Below are 18289 nucleotides of genomic sequence, written 5' to 3'. Positions count from 1 at the left end.
GTGAATTTGACCCGCGCTAGGCGATCATCATGGCGCTTTGAAGAAGGTCAACGCCGCATGCGCGCCTGCAGCCATTTCGCCCAGTCGGCCCGCGATCCGGCAAAGGCGTTGCGGTCGACCTCGCCGCGGATGCCCGGCACCGATCCGGTGGCGGTGTACTGCCAGAAGCGGAATTTGCGGTCCTCATAGACATTGTCGGGATGGTCGGCGACGGCGCGCACCCAGAATTCGTGGCGCGGGAAGGCGGCCACCAGGCGTTCGCGATGCACGTCGATCGGCACGTAGAGGATCGGGCGCTGGCCGTAATGGCGCTCCAGCGCGTCGGACATCGCCATGACCTCGCGGATCAGGTCCTCGCGCGGCGGCCGCTTGGTGCAGGTCGGCGAGAAGGGCGTCCACTCGACGTCGATGACCGGGGGCAGGGCGCCCTTTTCGCGCGGGACATTGTCGATGAACCAGCGGGCCTGCTCGATGCCCGGCCGGCAATGGTACCAGAAGTGATAGGCGCCACGCGGCACGCCGGCTGCGCGCGCCTCGCGCCAGTTCTCGTGGAAACGGTCGTCGAGCCGGTCGCCGCCCTCGGTCGCCTTCAGGAAGGCAAAGGCGACGCCGCCCTGGCGGGCCGCGGTCCAGTCGATGTCGCCCTGGTACTTGGCCACGTCGATGCCGTGGATCGGGTATTCGTGCGAGGCCTCGACCGTCATGTCGGACAGGCCGAGCTCGGCGACGCTGAGCGCCGTGGAGCGGCAGCCGGCGAGCGCCAGAACCAGCGCCATGCCGGCCATGGCCAGGTGGCGTCCGGTGCGGCGGCGCGCGGCGGGGGAGGAATTGGTCTCGTGGCGGTCGCGCATCGGGTCACTCGAATTTAAAATAAGGAAGGTCGCCGCACGGCCCGGATCGCACGCAAGGGTCCCGCATCGGCGACAGCGGACGGTCTGCGCCGCTCTCCCATTGATCACGGCTGGCTGGAACGGGGCTGGCGAAGAGATGCGAAATTCCGGCGCAGGCGCACGAAACCAACGGGCGATGGCGTCGTTTGGCACGAGCCGGCGCTGTTTTGTGGCGGTGACGGGCTGTTCGCAGGCGTTCGGCGCCCGTTGGTTTGCGTCGCAGCGAACGATCGCAGATAATCTCGATTCGACAACATGGCCGGCGGGGCGGCGCGATGAACATTCTGACGAGCCTCAACACGCTGCTGCAGGGCATACCCGCCGGCAGCCGCGCGACGCTGGACGCCATCTTCGAGAGCATCCGTGCGATCTTCGGCGGCGATCGCGACACGCGCAAGCGCGTGGCCTTCGGCGTCGCCGTGATCGCCTTGTCCGCCAAGATGGCCAAGGCCGACGGCATCGTCTCGCCGCGCGAGGTGACGGCGTTCCAGGAGATCCTCGAGATCCCGCCGGAGGAACTGCGCAACGTCTTCCGTCTCTACGACATCGCCAAGCAGGACATTGCCGGCTTCGACACCTATGCGATGCGGCTGAAGGGGCTGTGCCGCGAGGAAGGCGAGACCTGCGAGCTTCTGACCGACGTTCTCGACGGGCTGTTCCACATCGCCAAGGCGGACGGGCTGGTGCATGAGCGCGAGCTGAAGTTCCTGGCCGAGGTCGCCCGCATCTTCGGCCTGAGCGAGACCGAGTTCACCGACGTCAAGAACCGGCACATTCTGGGACCCAGCAATCCCTATGCGGTGCTCGGGCTCGACCCGGACGCGGCGCCGTCGGAGACCCGGGCCCGCTATCTGACGCTGGTGCGCGAGAACCATCCCGACCGGCTGGCCGCCCGCGGCGTGCCCGACGAGTTCATGTTCATCGCAACCGAGCGGATGAAGGCGATCAACAACGCCTACAGCCAGATTGCAGGAAAGACCGCGGCGTGATTCCAGACCATGCCGGCGTCGACGAGATCTGTCCGTCGCCGAACCATACCGAACGCCGCGACGGGCTGCGGCCGGACATGCTGATCCTGCACTATACCGGCATGGGCACCGGGGAGGCGGCGATGCGCTGGCTCTGCGCCCCCGAGAGCGAGGTGTCCTGCCACTATCTCGTCCACGAGGACGGGCGGATCGTGCAGATGGTGCCGGAGGAAAGGCGCGCCTGGCATGCGGGGGCGGGGAGCTGGCGCGGCCGCGACGACATCAATTCGCGCTCCATCGGCATCGAGATCGTCAATGTCGGGCACGGCAACGGCTATCCCGATTTCCCGGCCGCGCAGATCGATGCGGTGACGCGATTGTGTGCCGATTGTGTCGCGCGGTGGGCGATCCGGCCCGAATTCGTGCTGGCGCACTCAGACGTTGCTCCCGCGCGAAAGTCCGATCCCGGCGAAAAGTTCCCCTGGCTTCAACTTTTTTCCGCCGGCATCGGCCACGCAGTGAATCCGGCGCCGCTGAGGGGCGGACGCTACTTCGGCCTCGGCGATCGGGGCGAGCCCGTCGCCGCCTATCAGTCGCTGCTGGCGGCCTATGGCTACGGCGTGCCGTGCGACGGAACCTTCGACGATGCAACGCGTCAGGCGACCGTCGCCTTCCAGCGGCATTTCCGCCAGGAGCGGGTCGACGGTGTCGCCGACGCCTCGACGATCGAAACCCTGCACCGGCTTCTGACCAGCCTGCCGCGGTCGCCCTTCGACCTCGATGAAAGCGCAACCACAGGCGTCTAATTCACGGTGTTTGTTGCAGCCTGAAATGTTGCGTGATCGGCCCGTCACAATCCCGATGGTTTTGCGCCGCACACAGCGGTCCTTCGCAACTGCGGTGCGCCGCTTTCGAGGGAAATAGCGCCGGCCCTGCAAGGGGATGGCCGGCATCGATCACTTGGGGTTTTTATGTACAGACTGACTGCCGTGGCTCTCGCCGCGACGCTTGCATTCGGCCATATGACGACTGCTTTCGCCAACGACACGACATCCGAGATCACGTCCGCCACGCAGGTCGCAGCGCTCGAGCGCTTTGCCGACCGGCCGTTCGCGACGATCATTGCCAAGGAAGCCGCCGCCCATGGCGTGCCGCTGAACCTGGCGCACGCGGTCATCAACATCGAGAGCAGCTACCGCTCCTCGGTCACCGGCGCGGCCGGCGAAGTCGGGCTGATGCAGATCAAGCCGGCGACGGCGCGCGGCATGGGCTATCGCGGCAGCACCGAGGCGCTCTACGACCCGGCGACCAACATCAAATGGGGCATGCGCTACCTGGCCGGTGCCGTGCAGCGCGGCGGCGGCACCACCTGCGGCACGATCCTGAAGTACAATGCCGGTCACTACGCCAAGCGGATGAACCCGATCTCCCAGCGCTATTGCTCGAAGGTCAAGCGCGAGCTCGCCCAGGCCTGATCGGCCTTGCATGCGATGGAAGCGGCCGCGAGGGGGTTGCGGCCGCTTCCATCGGGATCGCGGCGGGCAGAGGGGTGACAATGCCCGCCCGCGCTCCCGTCAGGCCTCGCCTCGATATGTGGCTTCGAGGGACGCCAGGTCCAGTTTCACCATGCCCATCATCGCCTGCATGACGCGGGCGGCCCGCGCCTTGTCCGGATCGTGGGTCATCCGCTTGAGGGCGGCCGGCACGATCTGCCAGGACAGGCCGAACCGGTCGGTGATCCAGCCGCATTGCTGCACCGTGCCGCCGTCGAGGAAGCGCTCCCAGAAGGCGTCGATCTCGGCCTGGTCGGCGCAGGACACGAACAGCGACACCGCCGGCGTGATCTTGAAGCTCGATCCGCCGTTCAGCGCGATGAAGTCCTGTCCGGCCAGCGTGAAGCCGATGGTCAGGACGCTGCCCTCCCGGTCGGGGAAGGCTTCGCCATAGAGCAGCGTGTCGCCGAGCGAGGCGGTCTGGCCGCAGGCGCGGAACGTCTCGACGTAGAAGCGCGCCGCCGCCTCGGCCTCGGTGTCGAACCAGAGGCAGGGGGAAATCTTCGACATGGGCTCAGCTGTCCAGAATGACCTGGAAGCCGCCGAAGATCATCCGCTTGCCGTCGAAGGGCATGTCGCCGCCCGGCTGCATGCGCGGATCCTCCATCACCCGTTTCATGCCGGCGTCGCGGGTCGCCTTGTCCGGCCAGGTGATCCAGGAGAAGACGACGACCTCGCCCTCCTCGGCCTGCACCGCGCGGCGAAAGTCGGTGACCTTGCCGTCGGGCACGTCGTCGCCCCAGCATTCGACCATGCGCAGGGCGCCGAACTCCTTGAACAAAGGCGCGAACTTCACCGCCATCTCGCGATAGGCGTCCTTGTTGGCGGCGGGGACCGGCACCACGAATCCATCGACATATTCCATGCGTTCCTCCTTCGTTGCGGGCTGTCTGCGTTGCGGCAGGGCGAGGGTCGCCGTGCCGGGGGCCGGATGGCCGCGACGGTGTCCGGTTCGCGCCGATGCCGCGGCGGGCGAGGGGCAGCGCGCCGGGCCGAGCCGGCGATCCGCCCGGCGGCGTGTCAGGCCGTCGCCATCTCGCTGTCGGCCGGAACCGCGGCCGGATCCATCCAGGAGATTTCCCAGATGTGACCGTCGGGATCCTCGAAACTGCGCATGTACATGAAGCCGTGATCCTGGCTGGGCGTCGGGTCGGCGACACCGCCGGCCGCGCCCGCCCATCCGACCACCGCATCCACCGTCTCGCGGCTGTCCATCGTCGTGCAGAGCAGCACCTCAGTGGTGGCATGCGCGTCGGCGATCGGCTTGTGGGTGAAGTCGGCGAAGCGCGCATGGGTCAGGATCATCACGTGGATGGTCTCCGAAAACACCATGCAGGCGGCCGTCTCGTTGGAGTATTGCGGATTTCGCACGGCGCCGACGGCCTCGTAGAAGGCAATGGCGCGGGGCAGGTCGGCCACGGGCAGATTGACGAATATCAGGCGGGACATGAACACCTCTCGCGATCTCGTATTTGCGATTGATGACCCATCACGTTATAAAAGACAACAATGAAGTTAGAAAAAATAACCAAGAATCCTGACACCCGCCAGCGCCGTCGTTATGAAGATGCCTGTGCCGCGGCCCACGCCATGGACCTGCTCGGCGAGCGCTGGGCGCTGCTCGTTGTGCGCGAGCTGATGTGGGGGCCGCGCCGCTTCTCCGATCTGCGGTCCGCCCTGCCGGGGCTCAGCGCCAATGTCCTCACCCAGCGACTGGAAGGGCTGGAGGCGGCGGGCGTGCTGTTGCGGCGAAAGCTGCCGCCGCCGGCGGCCTCGCAGGTCTACGAGCTCACCGAATGGGGCTATGAGTGCGAGCCGATCTTCCAGGCGCTGGGGCGCTGGGCGGTGCGCTCGCCGGCGCACGATCCGGCGATGCCGTTCAGCGCGTCTTCGCTTATGCTGTCGCTGCGCACCATGTTCGATCCCGAAAAGGCCGACGGCTTTGCCGCGCGGCTCGGCTTCGTCGTCGGCGACCAGAGCTTCCTCGCCCATGTCGCGGACGGCCGGATCGAGATCGCCGCCGAAACGCCGGATACGGCGGACGTGGTCCTGGCCGCCGAGCCGCCGGTCATCGCAGGCGCGGTCTACGGCAAGGTGCCGCTGGCGGCGCTGGAGGCCGACGGCGCGCTAACCCTCACCGGCGACCGGGCCATTGCCGAGCGCTTTGTGGCGCTGTTCGCGCTGCCGTCCAAGGCCGAGGCGAAGCTGGCCGCTACGGCACCGGAATGAGCAGGCTTCGCGCGGCCGATGACGATTAGGCGTTGACTTCGCCGGCCGTGCGGAACACGTAGCGGGCGCCAGCCGGCTGGACGGCCGCTCCCGTCACATGTCGAAAGACGGCGGGGGAGGAAAGTCCGGGCTCCACGGAGAAACGGTGCCGGATAACGTCCGGCGGGAGTGATCCCAGGGAAAGTGCCACAGAAAACAGACCGCCCCGCCTGCAGTGCGGCTTGCGCGACGAAGCGCGACGGAGCCGCAGTGCTGGCGGGGTAAGGGTGAAACGGTGGGGTAAGAGCCCACCGCGTCTCTGGCAACAGCGACGGCACGGCAAACCCCACCGGGAGCAAGACCGAATAGGAACGACGTGGTCGGTCCGTCGCAAGACGGATCGCCAGCCCTCTCCGGGCCGGTCGTTCGGGTAGGTTGCTAGAGGCGGCCCGCAAGGGTCGTCCCAGAGGAATGGTCGTCCGGCGGTCATGCCGCTGACAGAACCCGGCTTACAGGCCGGCTGGCACTTTCATTTCCCACATCGGGCGCGTCGCCGCGATCGGCCGATTGTCCCAGTCGGCTGTCAGTCGAAGGCGTCCCGGCAGATATTTCTGTTCGGCCATGGGCTGGCGTCCCCTCGCGCCGCAAGCGCCCCGAATTCCTATGGAATTTCCGTTCCGTCAGCCGGCAGTCGGAGGTCTTGCTGCGCCTGAACTCCTGGCCGCCAAGAAACCTTGGAATGTTTGGAAAACGTCAATGTTAATAGGCCGTTAACGGCTGGGTGCTAGACCGTCTTGGAAGGCCGTGCGCCGCCTTCGTGTGGGGCCATCCCATTGACGACCAAGAGTGCCCATGATATTCCATAAGCCATCATTCAGGGGCTGGTCGGGGCTCCGTTTCAGGCAGAAAACGATGCGCTTCGGGCTGTCCGGGGCGGACAAGAGTTGCCGCAAGTCGGGCAGCGCCATGGGGATGGTGCGCCAGTCGCACGGCAGGCAGGCGGGGGCCTTGATGAGATGGGAATCTGTCGCGACGGGCAGCGCTGCGGCTGATGGACTGGTTCCTCTCCAACTACGTCAACAACATCGACTCCAAGGGTCGGGTGTCCGTGCCGGCCTCGTTCCGGCAGGTGATCGCCGCGCGTGGAATTCGCGACCTGTTCGCCATGCGCAGCCTCTCGCTGCCGGTGATGGAAGTGGGCGGGCCGGATCTGCTGGAGCGCTTCGAGCGCCAGATGGATACCCAGGATCCGTTCAGCGAGGCCTATCAGGACCTTGCGCTGTTCGCCTACGGCGACGGCGCGTATCTGAAATTCGATGCGGAGGGGCGGATCGTGGTGACGGACTTCATCCGCTCGCATACCGGCATCACGGACAAGGTCGCCTTCGTGGGAACGCGCAAATACTTCCAGCTCTGGGAGCCGGCGCGGTTCGAGGCGGCACGCAGCGAGGCACGGGCACGGCTCCTGGCGACATCGCCGGGCGGCAAGGCTTCTGCGGGAGCACCGGAATGACGGCGGGTCACGACGGGATCGACGATCCCGTGGTTGGCGGACCGGCTCGCCACATCCCGGTGCTTCTCGCAGAAGTGCTCGAGGCGCTCGCACCGAAGCCGGGCGAGATCATCGTCGACGGCACCTTCGGGGCCGGCGGCTATACGCGCGTTATCCTCGAGGCCGGCGCCGATGTCATCGCCATTGATCGCGACCCCGCGGCCATCGCGACGGCGCGTGAGCTGGCCAAGGGCTGTGACGGTCGGCTGACGCCGGTCGAGGGGCGCTTCGGCGACCTGCAGCGCATCGTCGAGACCCAGGCCGAGGCCGCCGGTGGTCGCGTCGACGGCATCGTCCTCGATGTCGGCGTCTCCTCCATGCAGCTCGACGAGGCCGAGCGCGGCTTTTCCTTCCAGAAGGACGGTCCGCTCGACATGCGCATGAGCGGCGCCGGCCCGAGCGCCGCCGATGTCGTCAACCGCCTGAAGGTCGGCGACCTTCTGCGGGTCATCGGCATTCTCGGCGAGGAAAAGCAGGCGGGCCGGGTCGCCCGGGCCATCGAGGCGCGCCGTCTCGAGCACCCCTTCACGCGGACCCTCGATCTCGCCGGCGTCATCGGCAAGGTCGTCGGGCGTGGCCCCAAGGACAAGATCGATCCGGCGACGCGCAGCTTCCAGGGGCTGCGCATCTTCGTCAATGACGAGCTCGGCGAACTCGCCCGCGCGCTGGTGGCGGCCGAGCGGGTGCTGAAGCCCGGCGGCCGGCTGGTGATCGTCAGCTTCCACTCGCTGGAAGACCGCATCGTCAAGCGCTTCCTGCGCGACCGGTCCTCGCCGCCGTCGGGCTCGCGCCATCTGCCGGACGTGGCGCCGGCCACCCGGACCTTCGAGGCGCGCAACCGCGCCGTCGGCGCGACCGATACCGAGGCGGAGCGCAATCCCCGCGCCCGCTCGGCCAAGCTGCGCGCCGGCATCCGCACCGCCGAGCCGGCCCGTCAGGACGCCGACGAGCTCGGCTTTGCCGGACTGCCGTCGCTCGCCGATCTCCCAGATACCGGAGTTTGAGTACCATGTTGAAAACTCTCGATATCGTCCTGATTGCAGTCATGATTTCTGCGGCAGCCTGGACCTACAAGATCAAGCACGAGGCCGAGACACTGGAGACCGAGGTTGCCAAGGTCGAGCGCCGCATCGCGCTGGAGCGCGAGACGATCTCGCTTCTGGAAGCCGACTGGAGCCTGCTGGACCAACCGAACCGGCTGCAGCGCATCGCCAATGTCTTCCAGGACGAGCTGCAGCTGCAGCCCATGCGTCCCGACCAGATCGTGCGGCCCGACGAGCTGCCCCGGCGTCCGGTGAACCTCGTGCCCGAAACCGGCGGCAATCTCGGCGGCTATGCCGACAGCTCCGACACGGTGGTGCGGTGATGCGACTCCCCAATCCATTCAAGCGCAACAAGCCCGCTGCCGCCGGCACCATGCTGCCGGACTGCGACCATTTCGGCCGGCCGCGCCGCCATCGCGGCGGACCGAAGAACCGCAGCCGCTTCGTCATCGCCATGGGCTTGTTCGTCGGCATCTACGGCGTCATCGGCGGCCGCCTCGTCATGTGGGGCGTCGCGCCGACGGAAAGCGCCGCCGCCTATGGCGCCGCCGACAAGATCATGTCGGACCGCCCGGACCTCCTCGACCGCAACGGCGAGGTGCTGGCCACCGACATCAAGACCGCCTCGCTCTTCGCCGAGCCGCGCCGCATCATCGATCCCGACGAGGCGAGCGAACTGCTGCTCGGCGTCATGCCGGATCTCGACCCGAAATGGCTCTATCGCCGTCTTGCCAGCAATGCAGGCTTCGTCTGGCTGCGCCGCGAGCTGACGCCGGGCCAGCAGCAGGCCGTGCTCGACCTCGGCATTCCGGGCATCGGCTTCCGCACCGAGAAGCGGCGCTTCTATCCGGGCGGCACCACCGCGGGCTTCATTGTCGGACATACCAATGTCGACAATCAGGGCACTGCCGGCATGGAGAAATACATCGACGACCAGGGCTACCGCGCTCTGCAGGATGCGGGCCTTGCCGTCGGCACCGACCTGGAGCCGGTGAAGCTGTCGCTCGACCTGCGCGTCCAGCACATCGTGCGTGACGAACTGGCCGCCGCCATGGCCCGCTACAAGGCGATCGCCGCCGGCGGCGTCGTGCTCGACGTCCACACCGGCGAGGTCGTCGCCATGACCTCGCTGCCGGATTACGATCCGAACCAGCCGAGCCAGGCGCTGGACAAGGACCGCATGAACCGCATGTCAGCGGGCCTGTTCGAGATGGGCTCGACCTTCAAGGCCTTCACCACGGCGATGGCGCTGGATTCCGGCAAGGTGAAGATCACCGACAGCTTCGACGCGACGCGGCCGATCCGCATGGGCGGCTTCACCATTTCCGACTTCCACGGCAAGCGCCGGGTGCTCAGCGTGCCCGAGGTCTTCATCTATTCCTCGAACATCGGCAGCGCCAAGGAAGCCGAGGCCGTCGGTATCGAGGGCCACCGGGAATTCCTGACCCGCGTCGGCCTGTTGTCGCGCATGACGACCGAACTGCCCGAAGTCGCCACGCCGACCCAGCCGAAGGTCTGGAAGCAGATCAATTCGGTGACGATCTCCTTCGGTCACGGTGTGTCGACGACGCCGCTGAACACCGCGGTCGCCGCCGCCGCGTTGATGAACGGCGGCAAGCTGATCCCGCCGACCTTCCTGCCGCGCAGCCGCGCCGAGGCCGAGGCCGTCGCCACGCGGGTCCTCAGCGAGAAGACAAGCGACGAGATGCGCTATCTCTTCCGGCTGAATGTCGCCGACCAGCGCGGCTCGGGCAACAAGGCCGACGTCACCGGCTACCGCGTCGGCGGCAAGACCGGCACGGCCAACAAGGTGGTCAACGGGCGCTACTCCGATACCAAGAAGTTCAACGCCTTCCTGTCGGCCTTCCCGATGGACAATCCGCGCTATGTCGTCCTCGTCGTCATCGACGAGCCCCAGCCGGAGGATGGCCAGTATTACGCCACCGCCGGCATGAACGCCGCGCCGACCGTCGGCAACATCATCCGGCGTTCGGCGACCCTCCTGGGCGTGCGGCCCGAGTTCGGCGAAGAGGGCAAGTCGCTGCTGGTCTCCTACTAGACCGGGGATCGCCTGCGGCGGCCGGGACCGCTGCCGCAGGAAAGCCACAGCCGGACCGAAGCGTCGGGCCGCAGCGAGATGTGCGCTTCACCGGACGGGCGCTTGCCTATAGAAGACCGACGGGCCGGCGGGCTATGCGCCGGCTTTTCGGTCCAGCTCGGAACATGGTTAATGAAGCTTTCCCAACTCGCTGAGGATCTTGCCACGGGGCAGACGACGTCCGATCCGGACATCGCCGGCCTGTGCGTCGACTCGCGCGAGACCGGTGCCGGCTTCCTGTTCGCCGCTTTGGCCGGAAGCCGCGCCGACGGGGCGCGCTTCGTTGCCGACGCCGAGGCGCGCGGCGCCGCCGCGATTCTGGCCGGCGAGGGGGCCGCGATCGACACCACGCTGCCGGTCTTGCGCGCCGCCGATCCGCGCCGGGCGATCGCCCTGATGGCCGCGCGCTTCCATGGCGCCCAGCCGGAGCATGTGGTCGCCATCACCGGGACGGCCGGCAAGACCTCCATCGCCACCTTCACCCGCCAGATCTGGGCGCGCTGCGGCCTCGCCGCCGCCTCGGTCGGCACCACCGGTGTCGTCTCGCCGAGCCGCGACGAATATGGCTCGCTGACCACTCCTGATCCGATCGCGCTGATGCGCCTGATGGCGGAACTGGCCGGCGAGGGCGTCACCCATGCAGCCATGGAGGCGTCGAGCCACGGCATCGACCAGCGCCGGCTCGATGGCGTGCAGCTGGCGGCGGCCGCCTTCAGCAATCTCGGCCACGACCATCTCGACTATCATCCGGACATCGAATCCTATTTCACCGCCAAGATGCGGCTGTTCACGACGCTGCTGCCGAAGGGCGCCCCGGCGGTGATCTTCGCCGACGACCGCTGGTCGGGCCGCGCCATCGAGGTGGCGACGAGCGTCGGCGCGAAGGTGATGACCGTCGGTCGCGGCGGCAATTACCTGACGCTGAAGCGGCTCGAACTGGAGCGCCAGCGCCAGATCGCCGAGATCGAGGCCGAGGGCCGCATCCACCGGGTGGTGCTGCCGCTGGCCGGCGAGTTCCAGATGGCCAATGCCCTCGTCGCCGCCGGTCTCGCCATTTCGACCGGGGTTGCGACCGCCGATGCGCTGGCGGCGCTGGAGCATCTGAAGGGCGCCGCCGGACGGCTCGACCTTGCCGGCACCACGGCGGACGGCGCGCCGGTCTTCGTCGACTACGCGCACAAGCCCGAGGCGCTGGAGAACGTGCTGGCGGCCGTGCGGCCGTTCACGACGGGCCGCGTCCTCGTGGTGATCGGCTGTGGCGGGGACCGCGACCGGGCCAAGCGGCCGATGATGGGCGAGATCGCCGCGCGCCTCGCCGACATCGTCATCGTCACCGACGACAATCCGCGTTCCGAGGAGCCCGCGGCGATCCGCGCCGAGATCATGGCCGCGGCCAATGGCGCCCGCGAGATCGGCGACCGGCGCGCCGCGATCCGCGAGGCCGTCGCGAGCGCGCGCACCGGCGACACAGTGGTGATCGCCGGCAAGGGCCACGAAGTCGGCCAGACGGTTGCCGGCGTCACCCATCATTTCAGCGACCATGAAGAGGTCCGCGCAGCACTCACGGAGGCGGCCCGATGAACGAAGCACTGTGGGACGTCGACGCCATGGCGGCGGCGATGCATGCCCGTCCGCTCGGCGATCTCCCGGCGACGATCTCAGGCATCTCCATCGATACGCGGACGCTGGAGGCGGGCGACGCCTTCTTCGCCATTCAAGGCGACCGCTTCGACGGCCATGATTTTCTGACCGCCGCGACCAAGGCGGGCGCGGCGCTGCATGTCGTTTCCGAGCAGAAGCTGCCGGCGCTCGGCCGGGTGCAGTCGCCGCTGCTGATCGTCGACGACGTCCTGAAGGCGATGTCGCGGCTGGCGGAAGCCGCGCGGGCGCGCTCCAAGGCGACCATCGTCGCCGTGACCGGCAGCGTCGGCAAGACCACCACCAAGGAGGCCCTGCGCCATGGCCTGGCCGCCGAGGGCAAGGTCCATGCGAGCGCCGCCTCCTTCAACAATCACTGGGGCGTGCCGCTGAGCCTCGCCCGCCTGCCGCGCGACGCGCGCTTCGCCATCTTCGAGATCGGCATGAACCATCCCGGCGAGATCCGGCCGCTGGTCAAGCTGGTGCGCCCGCATCTGGCGATCATCACCCTGATCGCGCCGGCCCATCTCGGCCATTTCCGCGACCTCGACGAGATCGCCGAGGCAAAGGCCGAGATCTTCGAGGGGCTGGTCAGCGACGGCACCGCCATCCTCAACGCCGACGATCCGCAATGCGGCCCGCTGGCGACCATGGCCCGCAAGGCCGGCGTCACCGAGATCCGCACCTTCGGCGAAAGTGCCGGCGCCGATTTCCGGCTCCTGTGCTTCGCGCCGACCGGCGAACATTCGGTGATGGAGGCCGATATCGGCGGCGACACGGTGCACGTCGAACTGACCTCCCGCGGCCGCCACATGGCGCAGAACGTCCTCGCCGTCCTCGGCGCGGCGTCGCTGGCCCATGCCGACCTTCACCGGGTCGCCGACGCGCTGAAGGACTGGCGCGCCGTCAAGGGACGCGGCGGGCGCGACCTCCTGCCGATGCCGGCCGGCGGCCATGTCGAGCTGATCGACGAGAGCTACAACGCCAACCCGGCCTCCATGCGCGCCGCGCTCGACGTGCTAAGCGCCGCGCAACCGGGCGAGGGCGGTCGCCGCATCGCCGTCCTCGGCGACATGCTGGAACTCGGCGACAAGGCCCCAAGCCTGCATGCCGGCCTGGTCGAATCCATCGAGGCGGCCGGCGTCGACCTTGTCTTCCTGGCCGGCGACGAGATGAAGGCGCTCGACGACGTGCTGGAATCGCGCGTGCGCCGCGAATGGCACGAGAATGCCGGCGAATTGCTGGACAGCCTGCTGAAGACCATGCGCACCGGCGACGTCGTCATGGTCAAGGCGTCCAAGAGCATCGGCTTCTCGCCGCTGGTCGACAGGCTCCTCGCCCTCTATCCGCCCAAGGCGGCCGCCACCGACGCGCCGGAGACCTCCTCCCGCGACGCCATGTCCCCGGCCGAACCGCCGGCGGACGATACAGACCCAGCGGGAGCCGCTTAATGATTGCCTATCTCGGCCAGTTCGGTGCCGATTTTCCGCTGTTCAACGTCTTCCGGTACATCACCTTCCGCACCGGGGCGGCGATGATTACCGGCTTCCTCGTCGTCTTTCTGTTCGGCCCCGTCGTGATCGCCAATCTGCGCGTGCGCCAGGGCCGCGGCCAGCCGATCCGCGCCGACGGACCGCAGACACATTTCAAGAAGGCCGGCACGCCGACCATGGGCGGCCTGATGATGCTGACCGGCTTCTTGACGGCGACGCTGCTGTGGGCGGACCTACGCAATCTCTATGTCTGGACGGTGCTGCTGGTGACGCTCGGCTTCGGCTCGATCGGCTTCTACGACGACTATCTCAAGGTAACCAAGCAGAGCGACAAGGGCTTTTCCGGTAAGATGCGGTTGGCGCTGGAGTTCCTGATCGCCGGCGTCGCGGCGGTGCTGATCATCTATGCCGGCACCGGCGATTTCGCGACCTCGCTGGCGTTTCCTTTCGTCAAGGAAATCCTCCTCAATCTCGGCTGGTTCTATGTCGGCTTCGCCGCCTTCGTCGTCGTCGGCGCGGCCAATGCCGTGAACCTGACCGACGGTCTCGACGGCCTGGCGATCGTGCCGATCATGATCGCCGCCGGCGCCTTCGGCCTGATCGCCTATGTCGCCGGCAATGTGAACTTCGCCAACTACCTGCAGATCCACTATGTCGCCGGCACCGGCGAGCTGGCGCCGATCTGCGGCGCGGTGATCGGCGCGGGACTCGGCTTCCTGTGGTTTAATGCTCCGCCGGCTGCCATCTTCATGGGCGACACCGGCTCGCTGGCGCTGGGCGGCATGACCGGCACGGTTGCCGTCGCCACCAAGCACGAGATCGTCCTCGCCATCATCGGCGGCCTGTTCGTCATCGAGGCGCTGTCGGTGATCATCCAGGTCGGTTGGTTCAAGCTGACCGGGCGGCGGGTCTTCCTGATGGCGCCCATCCACCACCATTTCGAAAAGCTCGGCTGGACCGAGAGCCAGGTCGTGATCCGCTTCTGGATCATCGCCTTCATGCTAGCCTTCGTCGGCCTGTCGACCCTGAAGCTGAGGTAAGTGATGATCCCGGCGCGCGCATTCTCTGGCAAGTCGGTGGCGCTGTTCGGGCTGGGGGGCTCGGGCCGGGCGACCGCACGCGCCTTGCAGGAGGGCGGCGCCGAGGTTGCGGCATGGGACGACAACCCGGCCAGCGTCGAGGCGGCGATCGCCGAGGGCATCCCGACCGTCGATCTGGCCTCGGTGGATTGGTCGCACTTTGCCGCGCTGGTGCTGTCGCCGGGCGTGCCGCTGACCCATCCGCGGCCGCACTGGACTGTCGCTCTGGCCTATGCGGCCGACGTCGAGGTGATTGGCGACATCGAGCTGTTCTGCCGCGAGCGCCGGTCGCTGGCGCCGACGGCGCCCTTCGTCGCCATCACCGGCACTAACGGCAAGTCGACGACGACGGCGCTGATCGCCCATTGCCTCGCTCATGCCGGGCGCGACGTGCAGCTCGGCGGCAATATCGGCGTCGCGGTTATGACCCTCGCGCCGCCGGCGCCCGAGCGCCACTACGTCGTTGAGTGCTCGTCCTATCAGATCGACCTCGCGCCGACGATCGAGCCGTCGATCGGGCTCTTGCTCAACCTGACGCCGGACCATCTCGACCGCCACGGCTCGATGAGCAGCTACGCGGCGGTCAAGGCACGGCTGGTGGCGGGCTCGCAGCTTGCCATTGTCGGCGTCGACGACCCCCATTGCCGCCAGATCGCCGACGAACTGGAATCGGAAGGCCACACCGTCGTGCGGATCTCGCAGACCGACGGGCTCGATGCCGGGGTCGGCTTCGACGGCCGGGTGCTGCACCGGCGCATGGAGGGCCGCCCCGAGGCGAGCTTCGACCTGTCCGAAATCGGGTCGTTGCGCGGTCGCCACAACGGCCAGAACGCCGCTGCGGCGGTCGCCGTCTTCACCGCGCTGGGCCTGTCCGATGAGGAGATCGCCGCAGGCCTCGAGAGCTTCCCCGGGCTGGCGCACCGCATGGAAGAGGTCGGCCGGGCCGGCCCCGTGCTGTTCGTCAACGATTCCAAGGCGACCAATGCCGAGGCCGCGGCGCCGGCTCTGGCGGCCTTTCCGCGAATCCACTGGATCGCCGGCGGCCTGCCCAAAGAGGGCGGCATCGGTTCGCTGTCGCCGTTCTTCCCGCGGATCGCCAAGGCCTATCTGATCGGCGAGGCGGCGCCGTCCTTTGCCGCCACGCTTGGTAAACGAATTCCTTACGAAATTTCCGGTACGCTGGAGGTCGCGGTGGAACGCGCGGCGGCCGATGCGGCGGCGGACGCGGCAGCGCAGGGCGAGGGGGCGGAGGCGGAGGCGGTCGTCCTCCTGTCGCCGGCCTGTGCCAGCTTCGACCAGTTCCGCAATTTCGAGGTTCGGGGCGACGCCTTCCGCGACGCGGTACGCAAGCTGCCGGACATGGCGATGATCCGGAAGGGATGACGATGACGAGCCGGATCAAGCGTGGTGTGATCAGTGACTGGTGGTGGGGCGTCGATCGCTGGTTCCTGGCGGCGTTCCTGACGCTGCTGGTCGGCGGTTTGGTCCTGTCCTTCGCGGCCAGCCCGCCCGTCGCCGAGCGCATCGGGCTCGAGCCCTTCCACTTCGTAAAGCGGCACGCGGTCTTCCTGATCCCCTCGGCGCTGGTGATGTTCGCCTGTTCGCTGCTCAGCCCGCGGGGCGTGCGCCGCACCGCGCTTATCATGCTCGCCGTCTCCATGGCGCTGATGGTGATGGCGCTGTTCTTCGGCACGGAGATCAAGGGCGCCCGCCGCTGGATCGACCTCGGCCCGCTCAACCTGCAGCCGTCGGAATTCATGAAGCCGGCCTTCGTGGTGATCTGCGCCTGGCTGTTCGCCGAGAACCAGCGCCGCGCCGAGATCCCCGGCAATCTCTTCGCGCTGATCCTGCTGCTGGTGGCGGTGGCGCTGCTCGTCGCCCAGCCCGATCTCGGCCAGACCATCCTGGTCGCCGGCGCCTGGGGCGGGCTGTTCTTCATGGCCGGCCTGTCCTGGCTGTGGATCGCCGTTCTCGGCGGCATCGGCGCCGGCGGCGCGCTCCTGGCCTATCTCGCCTTCCCGCATGTGGCGAGCCGCATCGATCGCTTCCTCACCGGCGAGGGCGACACCTTCCAGACCGACACCGCCCGCGAGGCGATCATGCGCGGCGGCTGGCTTGGGCAGGGACCGGGCGAGGGCACCGTCAAGCGGATGCTGCCCGACAGCCACACCGACTTCGCCTTCTCCGTGCTGGCCGAGGAATTCGGCATCGTCACCTGCGCGCTGCTGGCGGCGATCTTCGCCTTCATCGTGATCCGCGGCCTGCAGGTGGCGCTGGTCCAGCGCGACGTCTTCAACCGCTTGGCGATCGCCGGGCTGGTCCTGCTGTTCGGCCTGCAGTCGATCATCAACATGGCGGTGAACCTGCAGCTGATGCCGGCCAAGGGCATGACGCTGCCCTTCATCTCCTACGGTGGCTCGTCGATGCTGGCCGTAGCGGTGTCTGCCGGCTTCATCCTGGCGCTGACCCGCCGGCGCCCCGAAAACCGCTCGCATACCGACCGGCTTCTGGAGCGGACCTGGCAGATGCACAGCCCCGCCTGACACGGCTTCGGCCATACAAACGCCGCCGTGCCCTGAGAGGCCGTCGGTGCATGACAGCCCGTCGCGGCGCGCGCTTGCGTCCCGCGGCCCGCATGGATATCGCCTGACCATGACCACGATCCTGCTTTCCGCCGGCGGCACGGGCGGCCATCTGTTTCCGGCCGAGGCCCTGGCGCACGAACTCGTCGCGCGCGGCCACGACGTCCATCTCGTCACGGACGACCGTGCCGGCCGCTTCGCCGACCGGTTTCCGGTCAAGGAGATCCACCGCGTCCGCTCGGCGACCTTCGCCTCGAAGAACCCGGTCAAGGTGTTCTCGGCGCTGTGGACCCTGTGGCGCGGCTTCCGCGAGGCCGGCGCGCTGATCCGCGAGATCCGCCCGGCGGTGGTCGTCGGCTTCGGCGGCTATCCGACCGTGCCGCCGCTGATGGCGGCGCAGCGCGCCGGACGCCCGACCATGATCCACGAGCAGAACGCCGTGATGGGCCGGGCGAACAAGTTCCTGGCGCCGCGGGTCGACCGCATCGCCGCCGGCATCCCGCAAGGCAAGGCCGACCCGGCCATCGCCAGCAAGATCACCGTCACCGGCAATCCGGTACGCCCGGCGGTGATCCTCGCGGCGCGCCAGGCCTACAAGCCGGCCGAGGCCGACGCGCCGTTCAACCTCGTCGTCTTCGGCGGCAGCCAGGGTGCCCAGTTCTTCTCGCAGGTCATGCCCAAGGCGATCGCCCATCTGCCCGAGGCGCTGCGCCGGCGGCTGGTCGTCACCCAGCAGGCGCGGGCCGAGGACGAGGAGACCGTGCGGCGCTTCTACGAAGCCGAGGGCATTCCCGCGACGGTCGCGCCGTTCTTCTCCGACATGGCCGAGCGGATCGGCGCGGCGCATCTGGTGATCAGCCGCTCCGGCGCCTCGACGGTGTCGGAAATCGCGGTGGTCGGCCGGCCGGCGATCCTCGTGCCCTATCCCTATGCGCTCGACCACGACCAGGCCGCCAATGCAGCGCGGCTCGAGGCCGAGGGCGGGGCGCTGGTCGAGCCGCAGGCGCAGCTGACGCCCGAGCGCCTCGCCGGGCTGATCGCCGGCATCGCCGACGACCCGGCCAAGGCCGCGGCGATGGCCGCAGCGGCGCGTGCGACGGGGATACCGGATGCGGCGGAGTTGCTTGCCGACCTTGTTGAGTCTATGCCGCAGGCCGTGAAACCAAGCTGAACACACATGAAATC

At 68.1% G+C, this 18289-nt stretch carries 18 protein-coding genes and 1 other RNA gene; 15 read left to right on the top strand and 4 right to left on the bottom strand.

The genetic code is table 11. The features are described from left to right. Positions 1-47: 47 nt before the first annotated feature. On the bottom strand, positions 48-851 hold the full coding sequence (locus H536_RS0119330; RefSeq protein WP_024352016.1) for a glycoside hydrolase family 25 protein: 804 nt from the start codon (positions 849-851) through the stop codon (positions 48-50). A gap of 314 nt (positions 852-1165) precedes the next feature. On the opposite strand from H536_RS0119330, the gene H536_RS0119325 reads away from it, so the two are divergent. The 3 genes from H536_RS0119325 (at position 1166) to H536_RS0119315 (ending at position 3333) form a co-directional block, all read left to right on the top strand. Continuing rightward, on the top strand, positions 1166-1879 hold the full coding sequence (locus H536_RS0119325) for a J domain-containing protein (protein WP_024352015.1): 714 nt from the start codon (positions 1166-1168) through the stop codon (positions 1877-1879). Beyond that, complete coding sequence (locus tag H536_RS0119320) at positions 1876-2664, top strand: N-acetylmuramoyl-L-alanine amidase (protein ID WP_024352014.1); 789 nt, start codon at positions 1876-1878, stop codon at positions 2662-2664. Before H536_RS0119325 ends, H536_RS0119320 begins: the two co-directional genes overlap by 4 nt. 165 nt (positions 2665-2829) lie before the next feature. Further along, positions 2830-3333 (top strand): lytic transglycosylase domain-containing protein, encoded by a 504-nt coding sequence (locus H536_RS0119315; RefSeq protein ID WP_024352013.1) that lies wholly within the window; start codon positions 2830-2832, stop codon positions 3331-3333. Between the two features lie 99 nt (positions 3334-3432). Here H536_RS0119315 and H536_RS0119310 read toward each other — a convergent pair whose 3' ends face one another. From H536_RS0119310 to H536_RS0119300, 3 genes are all read right to left on the bottom strand, one after another. Continuing rightward, complete coding sequence (locus H536_RS0119310) at positions 3433-3921, bottom strand: VOC family protein (protein WP_024352012.1); 489 nt, start codon at positions 3919-3921, stop codon at positions 3433-3435. Between the two features lie 4 nt (positions 3922-3925). Continuing rightward, positions 3926-4276: a DUF1428 domain-containing protein gene (locus H536_RS0119305; RefSeq protein WP_024352011.1), complete on the bottom strand. Its 351-nt coding sequence runs from the start codon at positions 4274-4276 to the stop codon at positions 3926-3928. Between the two features lie 155 nt (positions 4277-4431). After that, the gene (locus tag H536_RS0119300) at positions 4432-4860 is read right to left on the bottom strand and encodes a VOC family protein (RefSeq protein WP_024352010.1); all 429 of its coding nucleotides are present in this window, start codon (positions 4858-4860) and stop codon (positions 4432-4434) included. 60 nt (positions 4861-4920) lie between these two features. On the opposite strand from H536_RS0119300, the gene H536_RS0119295 reads away from it, so the two are divergent. The 12 genes from H536_RS0119295 (at position 4921) to murG (ending at position 18275) form a co-directional block, all read left to right on the top strand. After that, positions 4921-5640, top strand: coding sequence for a winged helix-turn-helix transcriptional regulator (locus tag H536_RS0119295; protein ID WP_024352009.1), 720 nt, complete (start codon positions 4921-4923; stop codon positions 5638-5640). A 68-nt stretch (positions 5641-5708) separates the two neighbouring features. Further along, positions 5709-6147, top strand: an RNA gene (gene rnpB / locus H536_RS23440) — RNase P RNA component class A. A gap of 523 nt (positions 6148-6670) precedes the next feature. Beyond that, a complete protein-coding gene (gene mraZ / locus H536_RS0119285; RefSeq protein ID WP_024352008.1) occupies positions 6671-7132 on the top strand; it encodes a division/cell wall cluster transcriptional repressor MraZ in 462 nt (153 codons plus the stop codon). Next, positions 7129-8175 (top strand): 16S rRNA (cytosine(1402)-N(4))-methyltransferase RsmH, encoded by a 1047-nt coding sequence (gene rsmH / locus H536_RS0119280; protein ID WP_024352007.1) that lies wholly within the window; start codon positions 7129-7131, stop codon positions 8173-8175. Before mraZ ends, rsmH begins: the two co-directional genes overlap by 4 nt. 5 nt (positions 8176-8180) lie before the next feature. Next, positions 8181-8537 carry a cell division protein FtsL gene (ftsL, locus tag H536_RS0119275; protein WP_024352006.1) on the top strand — a complete coding sequence of 119 codons (357 nt, stop codon included), beginning with the start codon at positions 8181-8183 and terminating at the stop codon, positions 8535-8537. Between the two features lie 50 nt (positions 8538-8587). Next, on the top strand, positions 8588-10273 hold the full coding sequence (locus tag H536_RS0119270; protein WP_228239879.1) for a peptidoglycan D,D-transpeptidase FtsI family protein: 1686 nt from the start codon (positions 8588-8590) through the stop codon (positions 10271-10273). 171 nt (positions 10274-10444) lie between these two features. Next, on the top strand, positions 10445-11893 hold the full coding sequence (locus H536_RS0119265; protein WP_024352004.1) for a UDP-N-acetylmuramoyl-L-alanyl-D-glutamate--2,6-diaminopimelate ligase: 1449 nt from the start codon (positions 10445-10447) through the stop codon (positions 11891-11893). Further along, complete coding sequence (locus H536_RS0119260) at positions 11890-13401, top strand: UDP-N-acetylmuramoylalanyl-D-glutamyl-2,6-diaminopimelate--D-alanyl-D-alanine ligase (protein ID WP_024352003.1); 1512 nt, start codon at positions 11890-11892, stop codon at positions 13399-13401. The genes H536_RS0119265 and H536_RS0119260 overlap by 4 nt, the downstream gene beginning before the upstream one ends. Then, positions 13401-14483, top strand: a complete 1083-nt coding sequence (gene mraY, locus H536_RS0119255; protein WP_024352002.1) for a phospho-N-acetylmuramoyl-pentapeptide-transferase — start codon at positions 13401-13403, stop codon at positions 14481-14483. The genes H536_RS0119260 and mraY overlap by 1 nt, the downstream gene beginning before the upstream one ends. Before the next feature lie 3 nt (positions 14484-14486). Continuing rightward, the gene (gene murD / locus H536_RS0119250; RefSeq protein ID WP_024352001.1) at positions 14487-15905 is read left to right on the top strand and encodes a UDP-N-acetylmuramoyl-L-alanine--D-glutamate ligase; all 1419 of its coding nucleotides are present in this window, start codon (positions 14487-14489) and stop codon (positions 15903-15905) included. 2 nt (positions 15906-15907) lie between these two features. Further along, the gene (gene ftsW, locus H536_RS0119245) at positions 15908-17065 is read left to right on the top strand and encodes a putative lipid II flippase FtsW (RefSeq protein WP_024352000.1); all 1158 of its coding nucleotides are present in this window, start codon (positions 15908-15910) and stop codon (positions 17063-17065) included. Between the two features lie 103 nt (positions 17066-17168). Continuing rightward, positions 17169-18275 carry an undecaprenyldiphospho-muramoylpentapeptide beta-N-acetylglucosaminyltransferase gene (gene murG, locus H536_RS0119240; RefSeq protein ID WP_024351999.1) on the top strand — a complete coding sequence of 369 codons (1107 nt, stop codon included), beginning with the start codon at positions 17169-17171 and terminating at the stop codon, positions 18273-18275. Positions 18276-18289: the final 14 nt, after the last annotated feature.

Source organism: Aurantimonas coralicida DSM 14790 (genome assembly GCF_000421645.1).
Classification (GTDB): Bacteria; Pseudomonadota; Alphaproteobacteria; order Rhizobiales; family Rhizobiaceae; genus Aurantimonas; species Aurantimonas coralicida.
This window is presented reverse-complemented; position numbering and strand designations above follow the sequence as displayed.

Excerpts from the sequence above, each read along its gene's own strand:
- H536_RS0119330 (WP_024352016.1), bottom strand. The coding sequence starts at position 851 with ATGCGCGACCGCCACGAGACCAATTCCTCCCCCGCCGCGCGCCGCCGC.
- H536_RS0119325 (WP_024352015.1), top strand. The coding sequence starts at position 1,166 with ATGAACATTCTGACGAGCCTCAACACGCTGCTGCAGGGCATACCCGCC.
- H536_RS0119315 (WP_024352013.1), top strand. The coding sequence starts at position 2,830 with ATGTACAGACTGACTGCCGTGGCTCTCGCCGCGACGCTTGCATTCGGC.
- H536_RS0119310 (WP_024352012.1), bottom strand. The coding sequence starts at position 3,921 with ATGTCGAAGATTTCCCCCTGCCTCTGGTTCGACACCGAGGCCGAGGCG.
- H536_RS0119305 (WP_024352011.1), bottom strand. The coding sequence starts at position 4,276 with ATGGAATATGTCGATGGATTCGTGGTGCCGGTCCCCGCCGCCAACAAG.
- H536_RS0119300 (WP_024352010.1), bottom strand. The coding sequence starts at position 4,860 with ATGTCCCGCCTGATATTCGTCAATCTGCCCGTGGCCGACCTGCCCCGC.
- H536_RS0119295 (WP_024352009.1), top strand. The coding sequence starts at position 4,921 with ATGAAGTTAGAAAAAATAACCAAGAATCCTGACACCCGCCAGCGCCGT.
- mraZ (WP_024352008.1), top strand. The coding sequence starts at position 6,671 with ATGGACTGGTTCCTCTCCAACTACGTCAACAACATCGACTCCAAGGGT.
- rsmH (WP_024352007.1), top strand. The coding sequence starts at position 7,129 with ATGACGGCGGGTCACGACGGGATCGACGATCCCGTGGTTGGCGGACCG.
- ftsL (WP_024352006.1), top strand. The coding sequence starts at position 8,181 with ATGTTGAAAACTCTCGATATCGTCCTGATTGCAGTCATGATTTCTGCG.
- H536_RS0119270 (WP_228239879.1), top strand. The coding sequence starts at position 8,588 with ATGCTGCCGGACTGCGACCATTTCGGCCGGCCGCGCCGCCATCGCGGC.
- H536_RS0119265 (WP_024352004.1), top strand. The coding sequence starts at position 10,445 with ATGAAGCTTTCCCAACTCGCTGAGGATCTTGCCACGGGGCAGACGACG.
- H536_RS0119260 (WP_024352003.1), top strand. The coding sequence starts at position 11,890 with ATGAACGAAGCACTGTGGGACGTCGACGCCATGGCGGCGGCGATGCAT.
- mraY (WP_024352002.1), top strand. The coding sequence starts at position 13,401 with ATGATTGCCTATCTCGGCCAGTTCGGTGCCGATTTTCCGCTGTTCAAC.
- murD (WP_024352001.1), top strand. The coding sequence starts at position 14,487 with ATGATCCCGGCGCGCGCATTCTCTGGCAAGTCGGTGGCGCTGTTCGGG.
- ftsW (WP_024352000.1), top strand. The coding sequence starts at position 15,908 with ATGACGAGCCGGATCAAGCGTGGTGTGATCAGTGACTGGTGGTGGGGC.